Source organism: Taibaiella chishuiensis (genome assembly GCF_003014535.1).
GTDB lineage: Bacteria > Bacteroidota > Bacteroidia > Chitinophagales > Chitinophagaceae > Taibaiella > Taibaiella chishuiensis.
In genome coordinates this window covers 879,793-900,535 of sequence record NZ_PYGD01000001.1, presented here as the reverse complement: position 1 = coordinate 900,535, position 20,743 = coordinate 879,793, and the positions used below count along the sequence as shown (strand labels likewise).

Below are 20,743 nucleotides of genomic sequence, written 5' to 3'. Positions count from 1 at the left end.
TATTATTCATCGTATTGGAGTAAAAATGTATTGCTGATCACCTTAAAGGAAATATGCTCCTTTGCATCCTTAACCCGTATAACAATACCCTCGGCTTTTGCCTCTGGGCAGAGTACCGAGTTGCGTTCGGCCATTTCCAGGATATTGCGGATACCGGCATCCAGGGCATAGTCCTCATCCAATACCGGCGCCAGCTGTACATCCATCTGCGCTGCCAGCTCTTTCATCCGGGAAAGAGATGCATAACGGTATTCATCGATCAGGAATACACTGAAAACAAACAATTGCTGTCCTTGCAGTTTTAGCTTATTCCCCTGGATTTGCTCCCCAACAAGCTCACCCTGGATAGCTATGTTATCACCCAGGCGCTTCAGTTTCCGCTCCAGGTCAAGCGTATCGGCCATCTGCCAGTATATGTTCCGGTCCTCCCGGTGCAGTTCCATATTGCGGCTGCATACGCCGAACTCCCCGTCTTTTACAAAATATGTGGCTGAGGTGCCATCCAGTTTTTCCGTGATGTAACAAGGCCTTCCGGCATGTTCTAACAACAGTTCTTCTAAAAGTTGCACCCTTGTTTCATCAGTCCTGGGAATAAACGAAGGGAAATTTCCTTTCATTAAACCGGACAACGATGATGGAATAAGGGGTTCAAATTTTTTGATGCCCAGCAAGCCGGTTACCTCCATACCCTCTTCGATAGCAGTGCCAGCAGGCAGGATGCTCAAGGGGAAACAGATACCTTGTGATACCTGCCCCCGCAGCTTCATTGTTTTTATCCTGAAGTTCTTGCTCCTCAGGAATTCGAACATCGCGGTCTCCGGCAACACGCTGTCTATTTCAATATACACGCACAATTCACCAACCTTGAACTCCTCTTTTTTAACGACAAGTTGCCAGCCCAGTACGGTGGCTTTTTCAATGACGTCGGCCCCTTCAATACGCTCCAGGCTTCTTATCCGCTGGATCGATGCTAATTTTCTCATGATATTTAATCTTTTCGTTTTAGAAGAATCGGGTTAACATAAAAAACCCCGCAGTGGTCAGACTGCGGGGTTCATCTCTTTCGAAAGCAGGTTAATCCTGCAAGACAAAACAACTCAGTCGTTTGATTTTACGTATATATGCATACAGCATAAAACTACCCTGGCCCGCACTTTTCATAAAAGGCGCCACCGGCAATGCGCTACTTTGCAGCGTAAACCAGGATGTTGTATTATGATGTTTGTTGGTCAGCGACATGTTATAGGATGTTTTGCTTTAATATTTTAATTTACTGCCTTGTTGAAACCCGGGAAGGGCAACATAAAAAAAGCCCCGCTTTTATTGCGGGGCTCGTTCCATATGATCAGTTTTTTACTACTAAAAGTTGCTGAAGATAAAAACAGGAACAGCCCCGCACGCGCTATAAGCCCAAACCGGACTCAAGCTTTTAAATGCTGCGTTATGTTGATTCACCTGTTTCATCTCGAATTAATTTTCGTGCTTTTTTTGCGGGGACAAAGTTATACACTAAATTTTCAAACTAAAAAATATATTTTCAAAAACAGGCAGCCCCGGGAATTCATTAATTACTGGAACACAATTCCACAAAGCATTACAGGCGATTACATTTTTCCACAATAAAACGGAACATGCACTGTGGCGACGCTCGAAAATAAGGCAGGAACAAAGGTTGCTATCAAAATCTATGATAACAGCCAACATCAATTTATGCTAACTTTGCCTTGTTTTGAACACCGGGCATTGCCGGGTGTTTTATACCGAACTGATATTATACCCCATGGATCTTTCGAATCTATATCAACGCGCGCTGAATTTTGAGTTTTTGTCGGCGGAAGAAGGCGTATTTCTTTTTGAAAATGCGCCGCTGGCGGAGTTGTCTTATATCGCCAACGAATTGCGGAAGAAACAGGTACCGTACAATAAGGTAACCTGGATCATCGACCGGAATATGAATACCACGAATGTGTGTACGGCCAATTGCAAGTTTTGCAACTTCTACCGCATACCCGGACATGCCGAAGGGTATACGACCGATATCGAAACCTATAAGCGCAAGATCGACGAAACCTTCCGCTATGGCGGCGAGCAATTGCTGCTGCAGGGCGGGCACCATCCCGACCTGGGCCTGGATTATTATGCCGGCCTGTTCAAACAGCTGAAGGCCTTATATCCTAACCTGAAATTGCATGCGCTCGGCCCGCCCGAAATAGCCCATATCTGTAAAGTATCCAAAGTAAGCTACCACGAGGCCCTTACGACGCTTAAAGCAGCGGGTATGGACAGCATGCCCGGGCCCGGCGCCGAGATACTCGACGACCGCGTACGCCGCCTGATCTCTAAAGGCAAATGCGGTGCACAGGAATGGCTCGACATTATGGAAGTAGCCCACCAGATTGGTCTTACCACCAGCGCCACCATGATGTTTGGCCACGTGGAAACGATACTGGAACGCTTTGAGCACCTGGTAAAACTGCGCGATGTGCAGGCTAAAAAACCTGCCGATGCCAAAGGCTTCGTAGCCTTTATCCCCTGGACCTTCCAGGACGTGGATACCCTGCTGCGCCGTATACGCCGCGCCAAAAACGATACCACGGCCGAAGAATATATCCGTATGATCGCGATGAGCCGTATTATGCTGCCCAATGTAAAGAACATACAGGCCAGCTGGCTTACGGTGGGTAAACAAACGGCCCAGCTTTGCCTGCATGCCGGCGCCAACGACTTCGGCTCCATTATGATCGAAGAGAACGTGGTAAGCGCAGCGGGCGCACCGCACCGGTTTACGGCCCAGGGCATACAGGATGCCATACGGGAAGCCGGTTTCGAACCGCAGCTCCGTAACCAGCAATACGAGTTCCGCGAAATGCCGGAGCACCAGGAGCAGGTGATCGATTATTAAATAATTAACGGGGAAAGCCTTTTCGAATAGCCGCTGGCAGACAAGTGCTTACCGTTTTACCCCCGGGATATGCCAATGTTTTCCGTAAGGAACATTGGCATATTTCACATTTGCTGATTTCCCAATTAAGAACTTATTTTGAAGTATGGTAAATTACGCATCAGATGTAGAAGCAGTAAAAGCGCTGCAACAGAAATATAACGAATTGCGCCAGGCCGTAGGACAAGTGATCGTAGGACAGATGGATGTGGTGGAAAAGCTGATCATTTCTATTCTTTGTAACGGGCACAGCCTGCTGGTAGGCGTACCGGGGCTTGCCAAAACCCTGTTGGTAAAGACCGTGGCCGACGCCCTGGACCTCTCTTTCAAACGGATCCAGTTTACACCCGACCTGATGCCCGGTGATATTACAGGCGCCGAGATCCTGGATGAAAACCGGAAATTCAAATTTATAAAAGGCCCGATCTTTGCCAATATCCTGCTGGCCGATGAGATCAACCGTACGCCGCCCAAAACACAGGCCGCCCTGCTGGAAGCCATGCAGGAGCGCAATGTAACGGCATCGGGTGATGAATATAAACTGCCTGCACCCTTTTTTGTGCTGGCCACCCAGAACCCCATCGAGCAGGAAGGCACCTACCCCTTGCCCGAGGCACAGCTGGACCGTTTTATGTTCCAGATTATCGTAGACTACCCTGCCTTCGAGGAGGAGGTACAGATCGTACGCCAGACCACCAGCCCGCAACAGGTAGCCTTACCCAAAGTATTGCACGCCGAAGATATCCTGTACTTCCAGCAACTCGTGCGTAAGGTACCCGTGCCGGATAATGTACTGGAATACGCCGTGCGCCTGGTACAGAAAACGCGGCCCGGCAGCAACGACAAAGACAGCCTGGCCCGCCAGTACCTGGCCTGGGGCGCTGGTCCGCGCGCTTCGCAAAACCTGATCCTGGCAGCAAAATGTTATGCCTTGCTGCATGGTAAGTTTTCGCCCGATATTGAAGATGTAAAAGCCATGGCGCTGCCGGTACTGATGCACCGCGTGGTAGCCAGTTATAAAGCAGAAGCTGAAGGTATTGCCTTAAGCGATCTGATTACGCGTATGCTCTGATAACAGCGCTTACCGCACAGACTTTAAAACGGCATCTCTGTACAGGGGTGCCGTTTGCCAAAACAAGCATATAGCTCATGGAACAGAAGAAATCATTATTTGAACGCTGGATTATACTGGAAGCCGAACTCGTAGAACGTTTCGGTAAAAAACCCAATATGGAAGCCATCCTTTTCCTGATCGGCGCCAACGAATACAAGGGACGCATTCCCAAAATCAAATTTTCGAAGGAGCAGAAACAGGACCTGATGCACGTGGCCGTATGCGCCCTGCTCAGCAAGGGCGGTTATTACGTACTGGAAGGTTATGACGACGAAGGCTGGCCGCATTACCGCGAGCTTAAAAAAGTAGAGACCAGCGAGCATGCCCTTAACGCGCAGGAAATGCTGCTGAAGGAATATATACTCGAGTATTTCGACATCGATTAAACCCAGTATTATTATTGCCGCTGTACAGGCGGCACTTTTCTTTATACCTTATGTTGCAACCTAAATTTCCATCTACAGGCACCACCATCTTTACGGTAATGAGTGCGCTTGCCCAGGAGCATGCTGCGATCAACCTGTCGCAGGGTTTCCCCGACTTTCCGATCGATCCGAAACTCGGCGCCCTGGTAGCCGAAGCCATTAACCAGGGTTACAACCAATATGCCCCGATGACCGGCCTGCCTGCATTACGCCAGGTACTGGCTGCCAAGATCGCCCGGTTCCAGCAGGTAACGGTCGACCCGGATACCGAGATCACCATCACCCCGGGCGCCACCTATGCCATTTACACGGCGTTCTGTACCCTGCTGCAACCCGGCGATGAAGTGATCGTACCCGAACCTGCTTACGACAGTTATATTCCCAACATCATCAGCAGCGGCGGCGTGCCGGTACCGGTAAGCCTCGACCCCGCCGACTTCAGCATAGACTGGGACAAGATTGCAGCGGCCATAACGCCCCGTACCAAAGCCATCATCGTCAACAACCCGCATAACCCCTCGGGCAGTACCTTACAGGAGCAGGACCTGCTGCAACTGCAGGAGCTGGCGGTACAACATAACCTGTATGTTATCGCCGACGAGGTATACGAACATCTTGTTTATGACGGCGCACAACATTTATCGGTACTGCGCTACCCCGAACTCAGGGCCCGCAGTTTCGTTACGTATTCTTTCGGCAAGGCGCTGCACAGCACCGGCTGGAAGATCGGGTATATGGTAGCGCCGCCCGAACTCAGCCAGGCCTTCCGGCAGATGCACCAATACCTCGCCTTTAGTGTGAATACTCCCATGCAGCAGGCTATTGCCGGTTACCTGCAGGACTTCGACCAGTTGCAGGCCACCGCCTCCTTCCTGCAAAAGAAGCGGGATTATTTTCTGCAGGAGATGGCGCAAACCCGGTTTACCTGGCTGCAACCCGCACAGGGCAGCTATTTCCAGGTTATGGACTATTCGGCGCTGTCGGACCTGCCGGACAAGGAGTTTGCCATCTGGCTTACCCGCGAGCATGGCGTTGCCACCATACCGCTAAGCTCGTTTTGCAGCCAACCGGTCAACAGCCGGCGGGTACGCTTCTGTTTTGCCAAGCAGGAAGCCACCCTGGAGGCCGCCGTTGCCCGGCTGAAGCAGGTTTGATAAAGTATTGGTTACAAAAAAACTATCTGTTATTCTTTAAAAATGAGGAATAATGGAATAATTTGCCGCCCAAACTAACGCAATATGAAAAGAACGCTTACCTTATTCACAGCCCTTTCCTTACTGGCAGGGGCAGCCTCCGCACAGGATACCATTATCGATACAGCAGTAGCAAAACCCGCATATGCACCGGTGTTCGGCGTATCTGTAGGCGGCGGTATGACTTTTGCCTTTACCGATGTAAAAGAAAGCAAAAGCGCACCGGTATTCGGCGCGGGCATCCAATACACACCGCTGCCCTGGCTGGGCATCAACCTCGACCTGCAGTACGGTACTTTAAAAGCCGGCGACCGCAGCAAAGCGGAGGTGTCAAATATGGAGTTTAAAAACAACTATTTCTATGGCGCCCTTACCGGCCGCGTATACCCGCTGCGCCTGTTGCCCGAGCCTATGGCAGCCCGTTACCTCGGCGGCCTGTATGCCGGCGTGGGCCTGGGTTTTATATCCAGCAAGCCCGAAGCATTTGCTACAACGGCCAACGGCGCCGGTCTGGTAACCGACGCAGACGGTATGCAGATCGTATTGCCCGTAGAACTGGGGTATAACCTGCCGCTTGCCCACCTCGACAAGAGCCAGGCTGCCTACAGCAAGTCGCTACTGTCGCTCAATATAGGTTACCGGCACAACTTCGCATTCTCTGATAAGCTTGACGGTTATACGCCTACCTGGCCCAGCAATAAAAACAAGGATGCCTTCAGCACTATTTTCGTTGCACTGGTCTACAACTTCTGATAGGAGTAAACACTTACTGACCCTTGCTTAGCCTTACCTGTGCCCGTCTTTAAGAGACGGGCACAACTTTTTGTATAATGCGCCCAAAAGCAAGCTGGCAGAGGATTACAGCTCCACTTTTAATAATTACTTTACTTTCATTTAATAATTAAGCAATATATAAATCTTCTCTTTGCGAATAGGGGTATAAAGATCCTGCAAAACCAGCCTGCGCATCGAACTTATGGCAAAGAGAGAAATAGACTTACTCGTATTATCGGATATCCATCTTGGCACATATGGCTGTCATGCGAAGGAGCTGCTGCAATACCTGAAGAGCATCAAACCCAAAGCGGTGATCCTGAACGGCGATATCATCGATATCTGGCAATTCAGCAAACGCTATTGGCCCACTTCCCACATGATGGTTGTCAAACATTTTGTGGGCCTGATCGCTAAAGGTGTGCCCATTTATTACATTCCCGGCAACCACGATGAAATGTTGCGCCGGTTCAAAGGGTTCCAACTGGGCTCGCTGCGCATCTGCAATAAATTATCGATAAAACTAAACGGGCAAAAGGTCTGGATCTTCCATGGCGATGCATTCGATGTGGTGATGCAACACTCCAAATGGCTGGCCAGGCTGGGCGCCGTGGGTTACGATACCCTTATCCTCATTAACCGCTTCGTTAATTTCCTGGCTCAGAAAATGGGCAGGGGCAAAATATCGCTCTCCAAGCGGATCAAGAACGGTGTAAAAAGTGCCGTTGCCTTTATCAACAAGTTCGAATCCACGGTTTGTGAGATCGCTGCATCCAACGATTACAAGTATGTGATCTGCGGCCACATCCACGAACCGGTAATGAAAACGATGGTTACCGAACATGGGCCCGTTTCCTACCTCAACTCCGGCGACTGGATCGAAAACCTTACTGCGCTGGAATACAACAACCGCGAGTGGAAGCTCTACCGCTACAACGAAGACCCGGTGGCGCAGGCAGTAGCGCTGAATGAAAAACAGATCAGGAAAGAAAGTCACAAAGAATTATTCAACAGCCTGATGGCAGAAATGAAACTTGCCAAATAGGAACGGGATTTACATCGTACTGCCTAAGCACACGACTACATGAAAATATTATATGCGATACAAGGCACTGGTAACGGACATCTGACCAGGGCAAGGGATATTTATCCGGAATTACAGAAATACGGGGAAGTGGACATCCTGGTAAGCGGCTGCCAGGCCGATATACAACTTCCATTCCCCGTAAAATATAGACTCAAAGGCCTGAGCTTTATCTTCGGGAAACATGGCGGCGTATCGCTCTGGCAAACGATTAAGAGACTCCGCCCCCTTACTTTTTTCAGGGACCTCTTCCGCATCCCGATAAAGGAATACGACCTGGTCGTAAACGACTTTGAACCGGTATCGGCATGGGCCGCCAAACTAAGAGGCGTACCCTGTATCGCCCTCAGCCACCAGTCGGCGGTAATACATCCCGATGCGCCCAAACCCAGATCCAAAGGCTGGTTCGGACGGTTTATCCTGAAATACTATGCGCCTTTCAAGACGCATTACGGTTTTCATTTCAAGCGGTTCGACGATCATATTTTCCCCCCGGTAATCCGTAAGGAAGTACAGCAGTTGCAACCCGAAAACGGCAAACACTACACGGTATACCTTCCCGCTTATGATGATAATGCCCTGATCCGTTTCCTCCACCGCTTCAAAAAAGTGGAATGGCAGGTATTCTCCAAACACAATAAGGAGGCCTTCCAGTTTGAGAATATCAGCATCGCACCGATCGAGAACGAAGCTTTCCTGCAGAGCCTGGCCGGCTGCTCGGCAGCCTTGCTGGGAGCCGGTTTCGAAGGTCCGGCCGAAGCGCTGTACCTAAAAAAGAAACTGATGGTGGTACCCATGCAGCGCCAGTACGAGCAACAATGTAATGCCGCCGCCATTGCCACACTGGGTGTGCCCTTTATCAGTTCTTTATCGGCAGCCAATTTTAAAGCGGTACACCAGTGGATCGAAAGCGGCACGGTGGTAGACGTCCATTTTCCTAAAGAAACCGCCGCCATAGCTGTGCATAAAATGATCGGCGACTTTATCAATAAAACAGCAGACAATTTTCATAAACCCATTCCCGGGTTCTCCTGAACCGGAATCCATTACACCGCATACAACAAGGGCAGGAACACCAGTTCCCGCCCTTGCGCTTTCATGCAATATTATCTTGATCAGAACGCTGCTACATCCGCATCGCAGGTGCCGTTATAGCTGCACACAACGATACCGCAGGTGTTTACCGCGCATTCGCAACCGGTACCGGTACCTACCGGTGTTTTCTGCAAGTCTTTAATGGTGCCGATGGCCTTACCGCCGGCGATATGAGCCGTAGCATCTTTGTTCAGTTCTACGATCGTTTCTTTAGCCAGGAACAGTTTTTTGTTCAGGGTGATGTTCTTCTTTTTCATTGTTGGTAAGTTGTAGGTTGATCCGCCCCTGTCTTTAACGCCCTGGGGCAGTTTTCAGCGTTTACAGGTAAGCCTGTCTTTTTTTACAGCCCTACAAATATAAGATTTGATATGTAAAACAAACCTATATTTCACAAAAGACACAGGGCAGGAATAATACATTCCTGCCCTGTTATACAAGCTTATCTTAATCAGAGCGCTCCGAGGCTGAGATCGATGTCGAGCGGCCGGCATGCAATAATACCACAGGTCTTTACTGCACATTCGCAACCGGTACCCGTACCAATAGGTGGCTTAAGGGTGCCACCAATCTCTTTACCGCCGCCGATATTGGCGATAGCGTCTTTGTTGAGTTCAACGATGGTCTCCTTGGTCAGGAACAGTTTTTTGTTCAGGGTGATGTTCTTCTTTTTCATTATTGGTAATTTTTTAGGTTGACTTGTCCCTGTCTTTAACGCCCTGGGACAGTTTTCAGCGTTTCCAGGTAATAGTAACTTTTTTACAGCCTTACAAATATAGGGTTTGACATAAACAAAAACAACATATATCTCAAAAAAAGAAAGGCAGGAACCTGCGTCCCTGCCCTCATTTTTATATAGACTATCTTATAATCAGCCTGCCGCCAGATCGAAATTCGGATCCATACCCCTGCAGACAACGATACCACAGGTATTAACGGCGCATGCGCAGCCTGTACCGGTACCCAATGGTGGTTTTACGGTGCCGCCGATGGCCTGACCGCCGCCTATTTGCGCAGCAGCATCTTTGTTCAGTTCAACGAGGGTTGCTTTGTCCAGGAACAGTTTTTTGTTCAGGGTGATGTTTTTCTTTTTCATGGTTTGTAAAATTTAAGATTAAGAATAACCTGCCCCTGTCTTTAACGCCATGGGACAGTTTTCAGCGTTTCCGGGTAATCGTATCTTTTTTTACAGCCTTACAAATATAGGCTTAATATAAACAAAAACAACATATATTTCAACCCGCGCACAAAAAAATGAGGGCGGAAGCATGCGCCTCTACCCTCAGTCTTCAATACGGCCTTACCTTAACAGCAGGGAAGGGACAACGTAAAATTACAGGTAACAGCACTGCATACAATGATGCCACAGGTCTTTACTACACATTCGCAACCGGTACCGGTATTACCGGCGCCGCCACCGATTTGGGCTGCTGCATCTTTGTTTAGCTCGGCAAGCGTCGTTTTGCCAAAGAACAGTTTTTTGTCCAGGGTGATGTTTTTCTTTTTCATGGTTTGTAAAATTTAAGATTAAGAATAAGCTGCCCCTGTCTTTAACGCCCCGGGACAGTTTTCGGCACATGCACTAATGCATATAATCTAAATCAATACAAATATAATACTTATTCTTAAAAAACAGAATGCATACAAAACATAAAAGGGCACAAACGGATAAGCCGTTGTGCCCTTTTCGCATTTCAGGCCTTGGCCTTATTCTGCGTGTATTTCAAATGCTACGTTCAGGTCGTCTTCGCCACCTGCTGCGGTATAGTTAGGACTGTTCCAGGCTTGCGCTTCCGGTTTCGATTTATCGAGCGCATGGCGCAATACGATCTTCAGATCGAACTCGCCGCTGCCGATGGTCATGGTACCATCGAGACCGATACCACGATTGTCTTTATCCTTGTCGTTATACACAAAATTGGTAACGCCGGCTGCTACCGAAGGAATAAAGAAGAATTTATGCTCGGTACCTTCATCGATAATCTCCTGGTTGATCGAATTGCCTTTGTAGAACAGGGTGATCAGGGTACGGTATTTGCCGCCGGGCGCCAGGTGGCTGTGCGACGGAGAAGGTACGCCGTCCTTACCGAAGTTCACCGTAGTGGTATCGGTGGTCTGGTTACCGCTGGCATCGAGGGCAATAAACTGGATACGTGCAGCGTCATACTCTTCCTGTGCCGGTTCGGGCGTAGGGGTCGGTTTGTCTTTAGAGCAGGAGCTGATGGTGATAATGCCGGCAATAGCAGCGATAAAAGCAAGACGGGATGTTATTTTTTTCATTGTGTTGTTTTAAATAAGATGGATAAATAATTAAAAAACGGCTGCGGGGTTGCTTATATCCTGTAGGTAAGCCGCAGTACGAAGTTCCTGCCCAGGTCGTGCGCAAAGTACCGGAAGCGGTTCAGGTAGTCTTTATACAGGGTATTGGTAAGGTTTTCGACTGCGAAGTTTACATTCAGGCTTTGCTTGCCCCAGGCCAGCCTGGTACCTATGTTCAGGTTGAGCAAGTGGTAAGCATCTGGCGGCGGCGCTATTTCGCTGGCCATGTCATACCGGTTTTGCCGGGCCACATATACGTGGGCCAGCTGCAGGTAAGACTCATGCAGGAAAGGCAGCGGATCGTATTTGTATTGCAGGGCCTGCTCCAGCCGGTCGGCCGGTACCATGGGCAGGAATGCGTTGTCGGTCGTATTCTTAGCCCGAACTACCGAGCCTTTAAGCGTGTATTCGAAATGCTTCGCAAAACGTAGGTTTGCCGTCAGGTCGGCGCCCAGGAAACGGGCATTGACCTGTCTTTGTTTGTAAACCGGGAACGCACCGCTCAGGCTTTCATGTACCGTGCCGGTAGGGTCCAGGTAGATATAATTATTAAAGTAATTGGCATATACATCCAGGAGCACCGATAGCCAGCCCGGTGCATTATTGTACTGCAGGGAACTGATCCATTTCAGGCTCTTTTCCGATACCAATGTGCTGTCGCCCTGTTCCCAGGCATTAACCGATTGGTGAATACCGTTGCTGAACAGTTCGTTGACGGTGGCCGGGCGAAACGCCGTACCGATGTTTGTGCGCAGATCCAGCTCCCGGCTGGCATGCCATACTGCCCCGAGGCTGCTCGTCACATTGTGAAAGGTGCGCGTATCACCGTACAGGTCCTGGTCCCGGTTATAACCCGCAGCATCTACTCTTTTATAATCGTACCGCAGCCCGGCCTCCAGCTCGTAGTTGTCGTGCAGGTAGCGGCCTATGGCATGTGCCCCGGCTCCTTTGGCTATATAATCAGGGATAATAGGCACCGTCAGGGTTCCGGGTACATTCTCGTTGTTCTGGTACAGGCCATCCAGGCCGAAGGTCGCTTTCCAGTGGGTACCGTTAAAGTACTCCATAGCGATATTCAGGGTCTGGGTATACAGGCTCAGGTCCTGCGAAGGCAGGCTGGTGCGCCCGCCCCTGCGTATATCGAATTCCTTACGGCTGTCGCGCTGAAAACCGTACTGCACGTTAAGATGCAGGTAGTCGTTCAGGTGTACATGTGCATTGAGTTTTAGCAGGTCGTGGATCACTTCCTGCCGCGGCGCATTGATCGCGTAGGAAAACGGGCGGTATATAAAAGGCGTACCATGAGCCAGGGCAGCGTTAAGATCGTCGGTACTACCGATATGCGATCCGTTAAAGATGCCCAGCTTCGTATTGAAGTGACTGTAAAAGGCCCCCAGTCCGAAGTGCTCCTTAGTATACCCCAGTGCGGCCGAGTAGTTCAGCTCTTTGGCGCCGGTATTTTCGAGAAAATAATCGGCGGTTCTGAAATCGCCGCTCTGTTTGGCTGTGCCCTGCACGCGCCAGGCCAGAGCCGGTACTTTTTTAAAGTTACCGCTTAACATGCCCGAAGCTGTGCCCGACCGGCCGTTGGAGGCGCCTACCAGGTTGAGCTCGCCATGTATGGTACTGTCTGCAGGCAATGCCGGCGGCTCGATAATGACCACGCCCCCCATCGCATCGGCGCCGTAACGGATCGCCTCCGCACCTTTCACCACGCTGATGTTCTGCGCGATAAAAGGATCGATTTCGGGCGCATGTTCCGAGCCCCATTGCTGGCCTTCCTGGCGTATGCCGTTGTTCAGGATCAGGATACGGTTGCTGTATTGCCCGTTGATAACGGGTTTGGCAATCGTAGCCCCGGTCTGGATCATGGTCACGCCCGGTATTGCTTTCAGTACATTGGCCAGGTTATTGCCTTTCAGCTTATCCAGGTCCTCGGCATGCAGGGTGGTTACCGATGTGGTGGTATTCAGGGCCTGCTTATGATCGAGTATTTCGACAGCATCCAGCGTTTTGCCCGCCGACCTGAGGCTGATACGCAGGGTATCGCCCGCCGCAAAGCTGATATCGCGATCGATCGTTACATAACCGAGTTCCTGCACATGCAGGTGCTGCTGGCCCGGGCAAAGCCCTTCGAGCTGGCTCAGGCCGTTTTCGTCGCTGATCGATTGCCGCTCGCCTATGCTTACGAGCGCCCCCGGCAATACTTCGCCAGTCTGCGCTTCCAATACGAGTACATGCAGGCGGCCGTTACATTCCTGCTGCTGCGCCAGGGCAGTGCACGGAACGATACCGCATGCAGCAACCGCCAGTGTTGCCACTTGTTTCAAAAAGTACATTAAATAGAAAATTTGTGGTTCCTTGCTGTATACACAGCTACCTTGCCGGTCTTAAGACCAGCAGGCTGTAATGTTCAAAACCATTCAGCAGGCAGGAGGACCACGGGAGGTGGTATGGACGATATCACGCGTAAAGCAGCTGTACTCCGGTAATACGAAGTAATCGGGATGCAGCAGTTGCGTATGGAGTTCGAAAGTAAAGAAGGAAGCCGTAAATACCGGAACGACCAGATCAAGAAAATCGCAGTGATGGTGTTCCGGCTCGAATGCTGCATGGTGATCGGAATGCGACCTCGTGGTACAGTCGATGGTATCCTCGTGCCCGGCAAAAGAGTGCACGAATTCGTGCGCAGTGCCGTTCAGCAATAGTAAGGATACCAGCGTGAGGTAAGTAATGATATTTCCGATCCGCTTCAACATAAAGGCTGCAGGCTGCAAAGCTACAGTATTTATTCAAATGCAACTCAGTAGCAATAAAATTAACGAAATAAAAACTTGGAAGCCCGCGACAGCACCCGGGGAAGCAAAGGCAATTAGACCGCCATTCTATCAAATAATCATTACTTTTGTTGCTGAAAACAAAACGACCATGCCGTTACTTAAATTCAGGGTTTACTGGGAGGATGATGATAATATTTACCGAGATATTGTTTTGCAAACCGGCCAAACATTCCACGCTTTTCACGAGAGTATTTTAAAATCGTTCGAGTTCGATAATAAACATGCCGCATCTTTTTTTGAAAGCAATGATAAGTGGCTGAGGGGAAGAGAAATATCCTCCGAAGTGCTTGTCAATAAAAAGGATGCCCCGGCTTTAGCTATGATCAAGACGCCGGTGTCGGCGCTGGTAGATAACCCCGACAAGAAATTTATCTATACCTACGACCCGGTAAAAAAATGGACGTTCCTGGTGGAACTGATCGGGGTAGAGAAGGATGAAGACAGCAAAAAGGAATACCCGCTTTGCGTAAAGAAAGAAGGTGTAGCCCCTGCCCAGACCGGTGTAAAAGGACTGGCCAACGAACGCCTGCTGGAGATCGAAGAAAAGTACGACCTGAGCAACGAGGATATGGCCGAGGGCTTTGGCAACGAGGGCGATGACGAGGAAGGAGAAAGCGACAGCAGCGGTTTTGCCGGCGATGAAGGCGGCGATAGCGGCAACGAAGATTATTAATAGTTTAAATACCTCTTTTTACATACCGGGAGCAGTGCATTGCAATTTGCCTGCTCCTTTTTATTTTTTATCCCCTCTTATGTCCCAACCCGGGCACCTTATCGTTATTGCCGGGCCTACCGCGGTGGGCAAAACTGCCGTTGCCATACAGGTAGCGCAACATTTTGGCACCGATATCATTTCGGCAGATTCGCGGCAGTGCTACCGCGAAATGAGCATCGGCACGGCTAAACCCGATGCGGGGGAACTTGCCCGGGTGCCCCACTACTTTATAGACTCCCACAGCATTACCGAAGCATTGAACGCCGCCGACTACGAGCGGCTGGCGCTGGCCTACGCCGACGGTATTTTACGGCAGCACGATACTGCTGTAGTATGCGGGGGCACGGGCCTCTACATTAAAGCATTATGTGAAGGTATAGACGAAATGCCGGAGAGCGACCGCGCCATAGAACAGGCCCTGCAAGCCAAAGCAGACGAACGGGGTATCTGCTGGCTGCAGGAGCAGGTACAGCGCGAGGACCCCGAGTTTTATACCGCAGCCGAACAGCAAAACCCCGCCAGGCTGATCAGGGCCCTGGCTTTTAAACGGACAACCGGGCAGTCGATTATGCAGTACCGGAGCGGCAGGATCAAGGAGCGCCCTTTCCGCATCATTAAGATCGCGCTGGAGCTGCCCCGCGAATTGCTTTACGAACGCATCAACCAGCGTGTAGACCAGATGGTGGACGCCGGGCTGCTGGACGAAGTCCGGGGATTATATCCCCAACGGCAGCTCAAAAATCTGCAGACCGTGGGCTACAGCGAACTTTTCGACTGGCTCGACGGCCATATAAGCCTCGAAAAAGGGATAGAATTGGTAAAACAGCATAGCCGGAACTATGCCAAACGCCAACTTACCTGGTTCCGTAAAGACAAGGACTACCAATGGTTTGCCCCATCAGACACGGCCGGCATTATTCGCTATATCAAACAACAGCTGGGTACGGGTTAATACGTTTTCCCCTTGTAGAATACCTTGAACATATTGGCCCCGAAGCGATACTGTATTACGTCGTAATCGAGACGCCAGGTGGCGACATCGGCATTGGTAACATCGTATATGTCGCCTTCGGTAAACAAACGCAGCACATTGGCACGGTTTACATAGGCCACCGAGTTGTAACCCGCCTTAAAGTCGGTAGGATAATAGCTTTCGAGGGTATAAATCTGTCCTTTATAAAACACCTTGAAATACCCGGTAGCATCCTGGAAGGCCACTACGTTATCTTTTACCACGAAGTCGGGCTGAAAATAACCGATCGTGTACAGGGAGTCGTTATAATAGATCTTGAAATAATTATCATACCCGACATAGGCCACCACGTTGTCGCCGGCGGTATAAGTATACGGAGGGAAGTTATCGATGGTGGTCGTTTTACCGTTACTGAAAATTTTAAATTCCCGGTTGGCGTCCACATAGGCCACATTGTTGCGCCCCACATCAAAACTGTTTACGAGGTAGTTTTCCTGCTCTACGATTTCGCCGTGGTAAAAAATACGGAACTGGTTGGCGTAATTAACATAGGCGGCAATATTATCCGACACTTTTATGCTGGGTAGCTGGCCGGAAGAGATATCCATGCTGTTGCGGATAGACGTGGTGCTGGTATCGAATATATTGGAAACGCTGTTGCCCGCCAGGAAACCCTCGATCGGGAAGATCCGTCCGTCGTAATAAGCCCTGAACTCGCGCTGTACCCCATCGAAGAACACCACGAGACTATCGCCGATATAAAATTGTTCGCAATATTTCGACAGGTTGGTGGTATTGCCTCTTTCCCATACAAACAGGGCTTTGGAGTTCTGGTAGGTTACAATATTGTCAGTAACCTGGAATGCCTGTGTAAAGCCGTCGTTAACCTTGCGGGAAGCCCCCTGGTAGTATATTTTAAAGTTGCGGGAGTTATCGATATAGGGAATTGCGCTGCGCCCGATCCCTACCTGCAGCGGCACGAGATATTCAACTTTACGGATCATTCCATTGTCCCATACCATAAACTGGTTCTGGAAACTGGTATAAGCGGATAAAGGCTGCGCCTCAGCCTGTATACCCATAAACGCCAATAAAATTATCAGGAGTAAAGATTGCTTCATGCGATAAAAATACACATTCGATCTAAGGAACTGAAATCATTTAAACGTAAATTATGCTAAACGGAGGTTATTAGGGCAGGAGGCGGTCCATTTAGCGGACTGATACGGCCGGGGCGGTGTGGCAGGCAGGTTTGCTTCGTCCTTGATTTCCAGGTCGATCTTTTAAGATCCCAAGGCGCAATAGCATTCGCTGCGAGAAAAAAACTCGCATTCCATTGCTGCAAATAGTAGCAGCTGCCAGGCCAGGTAAATTCGTAGCGAGCCGCTACGAATAACAAAGATGCCTTCCGCAGCCGCTCCAGCAAGTGTTACTGCGGATGATATTCGGTTGGTTCTATTTAAAGGCACACAGTGGCGCAGCGATCGCAGCGAAAAAAGGGATTTTAGATGTCCCCACAGGGTCTCCTGCAAAGGGACCTTGTGGAAGTCAGGCAACAACAGCAATAAATAGCATCAAACACTTATCACTACCGATCCCGGGGCAGAGCTATAAGCCTGATTAAAACGCCTTTTACAGTAGCAGTCGCGACGAAACTTACCTGAATTTTTTAAAGGTTCGCTACATCGCCGTGTCGCTGCGGGAAAAATCATATTCCATTGCTGCAAATAGCAGCAGCTGCCAGGCCAGGTAAATTCGTAGTGAGCCGCAACGAATAGCTAAGCGAAAAGGAATTTTATCAGCATAGCTGAGCAAGATGCTGGCGCAAAGAAGAGAAAAAGAGAGAGAAGAGAAAGTCACCCGGTGCGGAATGGGCCGGGTATAAAAAAAGAAAGCCGGCCCAAGAATGAGCCAGCCCCTATAAACCCTATCACCATGAAAACAAAGTGTAAAATTACGGCAAAATATTTATCCGTAAAAATTTTTTTTTAATAAGGTAATGTTAAGACAACATTGCCCTACTAAAACGAAGAATTATTTCTTCTTCTTCGGTGTGAACATCGCTAACATTCTACGACCTTCCATTTTAGGCATAGACTCCAGCGATCCCCATTCTGTAAGGCGTTCCGCGAATTTAAGCAGTAATAACTGCCCCCTGTCCTGGAACAGGATGGAACGTCCTTTAAACTGAACAAAGCATTTTACTTTATTACCTTCCTGCAGGAACTTTTCTGCGTGTTTGGCTTTAAAATCAAAGTCGTGGTCATCGGTATTCGGTGTAAAGCGAATCTCTTTTACCTCGGTTTGTTTAGCTTTGGCTTTTTGCTCTTTATCTTTTTTCTTCTTTTCGTAGAGGAACTTGTTATAGTCAACCAGGCGACAAACGGGCGGGTCCGCGTTGGGTGAAATCTCCACCAGGTCCACTTCCAGCTCTTCGGCCATACGGCGTGCTTCTTCCAGCGAATAAACGCCGGGTTCGATGTTCTCTCCTACTACACGTACCTGGGTGGCTCTAATGTGTTGATTAATACGGTGTTCCGCCTCTCTTTTGATTGGCAACCTGGGTTTTACTCTTTTCTGCATTAAATGTTTTAGTGTTAAATATTATAGCAAAGATAGGCTTTAAACTAAAATCAAATTATAAAAATTAGCTTTTTTTCTTAAATGAATGGATTGCATTCCGTGTAAACTCGCTCAGTACCAGCTTACCGCTGATCGCTGCGCGTTTGGTCAGCAACTCATCCCAGTTCTCTGTGCCTTCCCAGAAAACTTTTTTCAATTGGGTCATGGCTTCGGGATTAGCGTGTGCCAGCTTGTTGGCCAGTACAGATACCGCTTCGTCCGTGCTTGCAATGTCGGTATGGATCTCGGAGTACAGGCCGCGTTTACGGGCCCAGTCGGCGCTGCGCCACTCGGTAGCGTCGATCGCCAGTTGAGAGAAAGCCGAAACGCCTATTTTGCGCTCTACGGCAGGTCCTACCACGAAGGGACCGATACCTACGGCCAGTTCGCTCAGTTTGATGGAAGCCGTATCGACCGCAATTGCGTAATCTGCAGCAGAAATGATACCTACGCCGCCACCTACGGCCTTACCCTGTACTCTTGCAATGATAAACTTGTGGCATTTGCGCATGGCATTGATAACCAGTGCAAAACCGCTGAAAAACTTATGACCCTCGACTTCGTTGCTGATCGCGATCAGCTCGTCGAATGAAGCGCCGGCGCAAAAAGAACGCTCGCCTGCGCTTTGCAGCACAATCACTTTTGCACGCTCGTCAGTACCCACATCATTAATGGCATGTGCCAGATCGGTCAGTATCGCTCCGGGCAGGGAATTGCTGGAGGGGTGATAAAATTCGATTTTCCCGATTCCATTTTCAATGGAAGTATGTACATATCCTTCAGGATGTTTGGTTGTCATAGTGTTATTCTGCTATTTTTTTGAGTGCGTAAAAGTAAAACAAGATTTAAAGAAATCAGGCACCTTTTTTTAAAGATCCCCGGTTCCATAAAAAAAGACTATTTGCTCATGTATTTTCCCAGGGCCTTACCCAGGTCGGCATAAGCCTCCTGGATGCGGAAACCGGTATCGTAATCATAACCACCGAAGCTACGGCCCAACGCTTTATCAAAAGACAACTTCAGGACAATATTCCCTGGGTTTGCCGTTTCCACAACCTGTATTTCGCCGGCTATTTCCGCATTTTTCCGGGAAATGGCAATGTTATACCCCGGCTCGGTACGGGTCGTCTTCACAATCATAGTATATTTTTCGGAAGGGTAATCACCCACTTTCAACACATCGCTGCTCTTGTTGAACAACTCTTTGAACTGGGGTGCATACCGTTCGGTACGGTCGCCGACCCAGTCTTTCTCCCAGGCCTCGCCTTTACCGGCTTCCTTTTTATTGTATTCTGCTTTTTTCTTGGCAATATAATCGGCTTCCTGGTCGAACTTACCTACGCTCATCTGGCTGTAGTCGAAGGTTACATTCATTTTCGCCACACCCTTTATCACATCGGTACTGCCGGAGATCACTTTTATTTTTTGTGCGGAAACGGTTTGTACCGTCCACAGGCCGATCACTGCAAAGAGGAATAATAATTTGTTTTTCATAGTTGGTGCGTTTTTAGACGGTAAAGATAGAGAATAGTTTAATCTCTATGCTGTTACGATGCTATGAAATACTTATTTCCCGGCGCCGGGCGTTTGCAGCTTATCGTTGTTACGATGGCGGTCGGCATCCCGGCCGGTCTTTTTGTCAAAGTTCTTGCGGAGTGCAGCCGTCAGGTCGATATCGCACTGGTTGGCGAGGCATAACAGTACCCAGAGCACATCGGCCATTTCGTCGCCGAGGTCCTGCTCCTGTTCGTTCTTTTTAAAGGATTGTTCGCCGTAGCGGCGTACCATAAGCCGGGCCAGTTCGCCGGTTTCTTCCATCAGGATGCCCAGGTTGGTCAGGGGTTCGAAGTAGCGCACCCCTATCGTCCTGATCCATTCGTCTACTTGTTGCTGGGCCTGTGCTAAGGTTAATCCGGCTTCGGGCATAGGGAAGAAGGTTATAGAATTTATTTTTCGGCGTCGAGTATTTTGATATCCTCGATCATCTGCGCTACCGACTTTTCGCTGGTACCGTCATAGGCTTCGGGGTTGCCTTCTTTATTCAGGCGCATTCTCAGGCGGCCTTGTTTGTCCACCAGTACAAACACATTGGTATGGATAAAGTCGGATTGGATATCGACGGTATCTTCTTCTACCGCGGTAATGTTGTAGCTGTAGCGGGCCTGGTCGTACAGGGCTTTTTTATCGCCGGTAAGGAACATCCAGCGTTTGGGATCGGCGTCGAAACGCAGGCTGTAGGCCTTCATGGCGGCTACGGTATCATTTTTAGGATCTACCGTATGCGACAGGATCACCACATCGTCGTCGCTGCGGAACGCCTGGTACACCTTTGCCATGTTTTCATTCATCTTCGGACAAATGCTTTTACAGGTGGTAAAGAAGTATTCGACCACAACGATCTTATCCTTGATATTTTTATTGGTAATGGTATCGCCTTCCTGGTTGATAAAAGCAAAGGGCCGGATAGCCTGTCCGGGCTGACCGGTAATCGCGATTTCAGGCTTTTTCATCTGCTTGCTCTGGCTGTAGTAGTAAAAAGAAAAACCGGCGGAGAGCAGTATAAAAAATGTAACTAAAAATACGGTAATACGTTGCTTTTTCATTTCAAAAACCAGATAAAGAACCGCAAAGGTAAGCCCGAAGGGAGGATT

General features: G+C 49.3%; 23 protein-coding genes. 9 read left to right on the top strand and 14 right to left on the bottom strand.

The features are described from left to right. Positions 1–2 precede the first annotated feature (2 nt). The gene (locus B0I18_RS03780; protein WP_106521304.1) at positions 3–983 is read right to left on the bottom strand and encodes an RNA ligase (ATP); all 981 of its coding nucleotides are present in this window, start codon (positions 981–983) and stop codon (positions 3–5) included. Between the two features lie 797 nt (positions 984–1,780). On the opposite strand from B0I18_RS03780, the gene mqnC reads away from it, so the two are divergent. The 7 genes from mqnC (at position 1,781) to B0I18_RS03740 (ending at position 8,566) form a co-directional block, all read left to right on the top strand. Then, positions 1,781–2,902 carry a cyclic dehypoxanthinyl futalosine synthase gene (mqnC, locus tag B0I18_RS03770; RefSeq protein ID WP_106522040.1) on the top strand — a complete coding sequence of 374 codons (1,122 nt, stop codon included), beginning with the start codon at positions 1,781–1,783 and terminating at the stop codon, positions 2,900–2,902. Between the two features lie 145 nt (positions 2,903–3,047). Beyond that, on the top strand, positions 3,048–4,013 hold the full coding sequence (locus B0I18_RS03765) for an AAA family ATPase (protein WP_106521302.1): 966 nt from the start codon (positions 3,048–3,050) through the stop codon (positions 4,011–4,013). Positions 4,014–4,090: 77 nt separating this feature from the next. Continuing rightward, positions 4,091–4,441, top strand: a complete 351-nt coding sequence (locus B0I18_RS03760; protein WP_106521301.1) for a hypothetical protein — start codon at positions 4,091–4,093, stop codon at positions 4,439–4,441. A 50-nt stretch (positions 4,442–4,491) separates the two neighbouring features. Further along, entirely contained in the window at positions 4,492–5,634 is a 1,143-nt protein-coding gene (locus B0I18_RS03755) for a methionine aminotransferase (RefSeq protein ID WP_106522039.1), read from the top strand. A gap of 84 nt (positions 5,635–5,718) precedes the next feature. Further along, complete coding sequence (locus tag B0I18_RS03750; RefSeq protein ID WP_106521300.1) at positions 5,719–6,426, top strand: porin family protein; 708 nt, start codon at positions 5,719–5,721, stop codon at positions 6,424–6,426. 223 nt (positions 6,427–6,649) lie between these two features. Next, positions 6,650–7,492 (top strand): UDP-2,3-diacylglucosamine diphosphatase, encoded by an 843-nt coding sequence (locus tag B0I18_RS03745; protein WP_106521299.1) that lies wholly within the window; start codon positions 6,650–6,652, stop codon positions 7,490–7,492. 39 nt (positions 7,493–7,531) lie between these two features. Further along, a complete protein-coding gene (locus B0I18_RS03740) occupies positions 7,532–8,566 on the top strand; it encodes a glycosyltransferase family protein (RefSeq protein WP_106521298.1) in 1,035 nt (344 codons plus the stop codon). A gap of 80 nt (positions 8,567–8,646) precedes the next feature. Here the strand turns inward: B0I18_RS03740 and B0I18_RS03735 are convergent, their stop codons facing one another. The 7 genes from B0I18_RS03735 to B0I18_RS03705 all read right to left on the bottom strand — a co-directional run bounded on the left by B0I18_RS03735 (position 8,647) and on the right by B0I18_RS03705 (position 13,701). Next, positions 8,647–8,883, bottom strand: coding sequence for a class I lanthipeptide (locus tag B0I18_RS03735; protein ID WP_106521297.1), 237 nt, complete (start codon positions 8,881–8,883; stop codon positions 8,647–8,649). 191 nt (positions 8,884–9,074) lie between these two features. Continuing rightward, on the bottom strand, positions 9,075–9,299 hold the full coding sequence (locus tag B0I18_RS03730; protein ID WP_106521296.1) for a class I lanthipeptide: 225 nt from the start codon (positions 9,297–9,299) through the stop codon (positions 9,075–9,077). A gap of 195 nt (positions 9,300–9,494) precedes the next feature. Continuing rightward, on the bottom strand, positions 9,495–9,719 hold the full coding sequence (locus B0I18_RS03725) for a class I lanthipeptide (RefSeq protein WP_106521295.1): 225 nt from the start codon (positions 9,717–9,719) through the stop codon (positions 9,495–9,497). 209 nt (positions 9,720–9,928) lie between these two features. Then, positions 9,929–10,132: a class I lanthipeptide gene (locus tag B0I18_RS03720; RefSeq protein ID WP_106521294.1), complete on the bottom strand. Its 204-nt coding sequence runs from the start codon at positions 10,130–10,132 to the stop codon at positions 9,929–9,931. 198 nt (positions 10,133–10,330) lie between these two features. Then, positions 10,331–10,903: a hypothetical protein gene (locus B0I18_RS03715; RefSeq protein ID WP_106521293.1), complete on the bottom strand. Its 573-nt coding sequence runs from the start codon at positions 10,901–10,903 to the stop codon at positions 10,331–10,333. 53 nt (positions 10,904–10,956) lie between these two features. Continuing rightward, positions 10,957–13,263 carry a TonB-dependent receptor gene (locus B0I18_RS03710; protein WP_245882068.1) on the bottom strand — a complete coding sequence of 769 codons (2,307 nt, stop codon included), beginning with the start codon at positions 13,261–13,263 and terminating at the stop codon, positions 10,957–10,959. 102 nt (positions 13,264–13,365) lie between these two features. Further along, positions 13,366–13,701 (bottom strand): hypothetical protein, encoded by a 336-nt coding sequence (locus B0I18_RS03705; RefSeq protein ID WP_146146646.1) that lies wholly within the window; start codon positions 13,699–13,701, stop codon positions 13,366–13,368. A 169-nt stretch (positions 13,702–13,870) separates the two neighbouring features. Here B0I18_RS03705 and B0I18_RS03700 point away from each other — a divergent pair, with 169 nt between their 5' ends. Further along, the gene (locus B0I18_RS03700) at positions 13,871–14,455 is read left to right on the top strand and encodes an IS1096 element passenger TnpR family protein (protein ID WP_106521290.1); all 585 of its coding nucleotides are present in this window, start codon (positions 13,871–13,873) and stop codon (positions 14,453–14,455) included. Positions 14,456–14,534: 79 nt separating this feature from the next. Continuing rightward, entirely contained in the window at positions 14,535–15,449 is a 915-nt protein-coding gene (gene miaA / locus B0I18_RS03695) for a tRNA (adenosine(37)-N6)-dimethylallyltransferase MiaA (RefSeq protein ID WP_106521289.1), read from the top strand. On the opposite strand, the gene B0I18_RS03690 is transcribed toward miaA, so the two are convergent. The 6 genes from B0I18_RS03690 to B0I18_RS03665 form a co-directional block, all read right to left on the bottom strand. Further along, positions 15,446–16,552 carry a hypothetical protein gene (locus tag B0I18_RS03690; protein ID WP_106521288.1) on the bottom strand — a complete coding sequence of 369 codons (1,107 nt, stop codon included), beginning with the start codon at positions 16,550–16,552 and terminating at the stop codon, positions 15,446–15,448. The genes miaA and B0I18_RS03690 overlap by 4 nt on opposite strands. Positions 16,553–17,504: 952 nt before the next feature. Then, the gene (infC, locus tag B0I18_RS03685) at positions 17,505–18,053 is read right to left on the bottom strand and encodes a translation initiation factor IF-3 (protein WP_106521287.1); all 549 of its coding nucleotides are present in this window, start codon (positions 18,051–18,053) and stop codon (positions 17,505–17,507) included. A 64-nt stretch (positions 18,054–18,117) separates the two neighbouring features. Further along, entirely contained in the window at positions 18,118–18,891 is a 774-nt protein-coding gene (locus tag B0I18_RS03680) for an enoyl-CoA hydratase/isomerase family protein (RefSeq protein ID WP_106521286.1), read from the bottom strand. 98 nt (positions 18,892–18,989) lie between these two features. After that, on the bottom strand, positions 18,990–19,586 hold the full coding sequence (locus tag B0I18_RS03675) for a hypothetical protein (protein ID WP_106521285.1): 597 nt from the start codon (positions 19,584–19,586) through the stop codon (positions 18,990–18,992). 72 nt (positions 19,587–19,658) lie between these two features. Continuing rightward, a complete protein-coding gene (locus B0I18_RS03670; RefSeq protein WP_106521284.1) occupies positions 19,659–20,018 on the bottom strand; it encodes a nucleotide pyrophosphohydrolase in 360 nt (119 codons plus the stop codon). A 20-nt stretch (positions 20,019–20,038) separates the two neighbouring features. Further along, positions 20,039–20,695, bottom strand: a complete 657-nt coding sequence (locus B0I18_RS03665; protein WP_181358326.1) for an SCO family protein — start codon at positions 20,693–20,695, stop codon at positions 20,039–20,041. Positions 20,696–20,743: the final 48 nt, after the last annotated feature.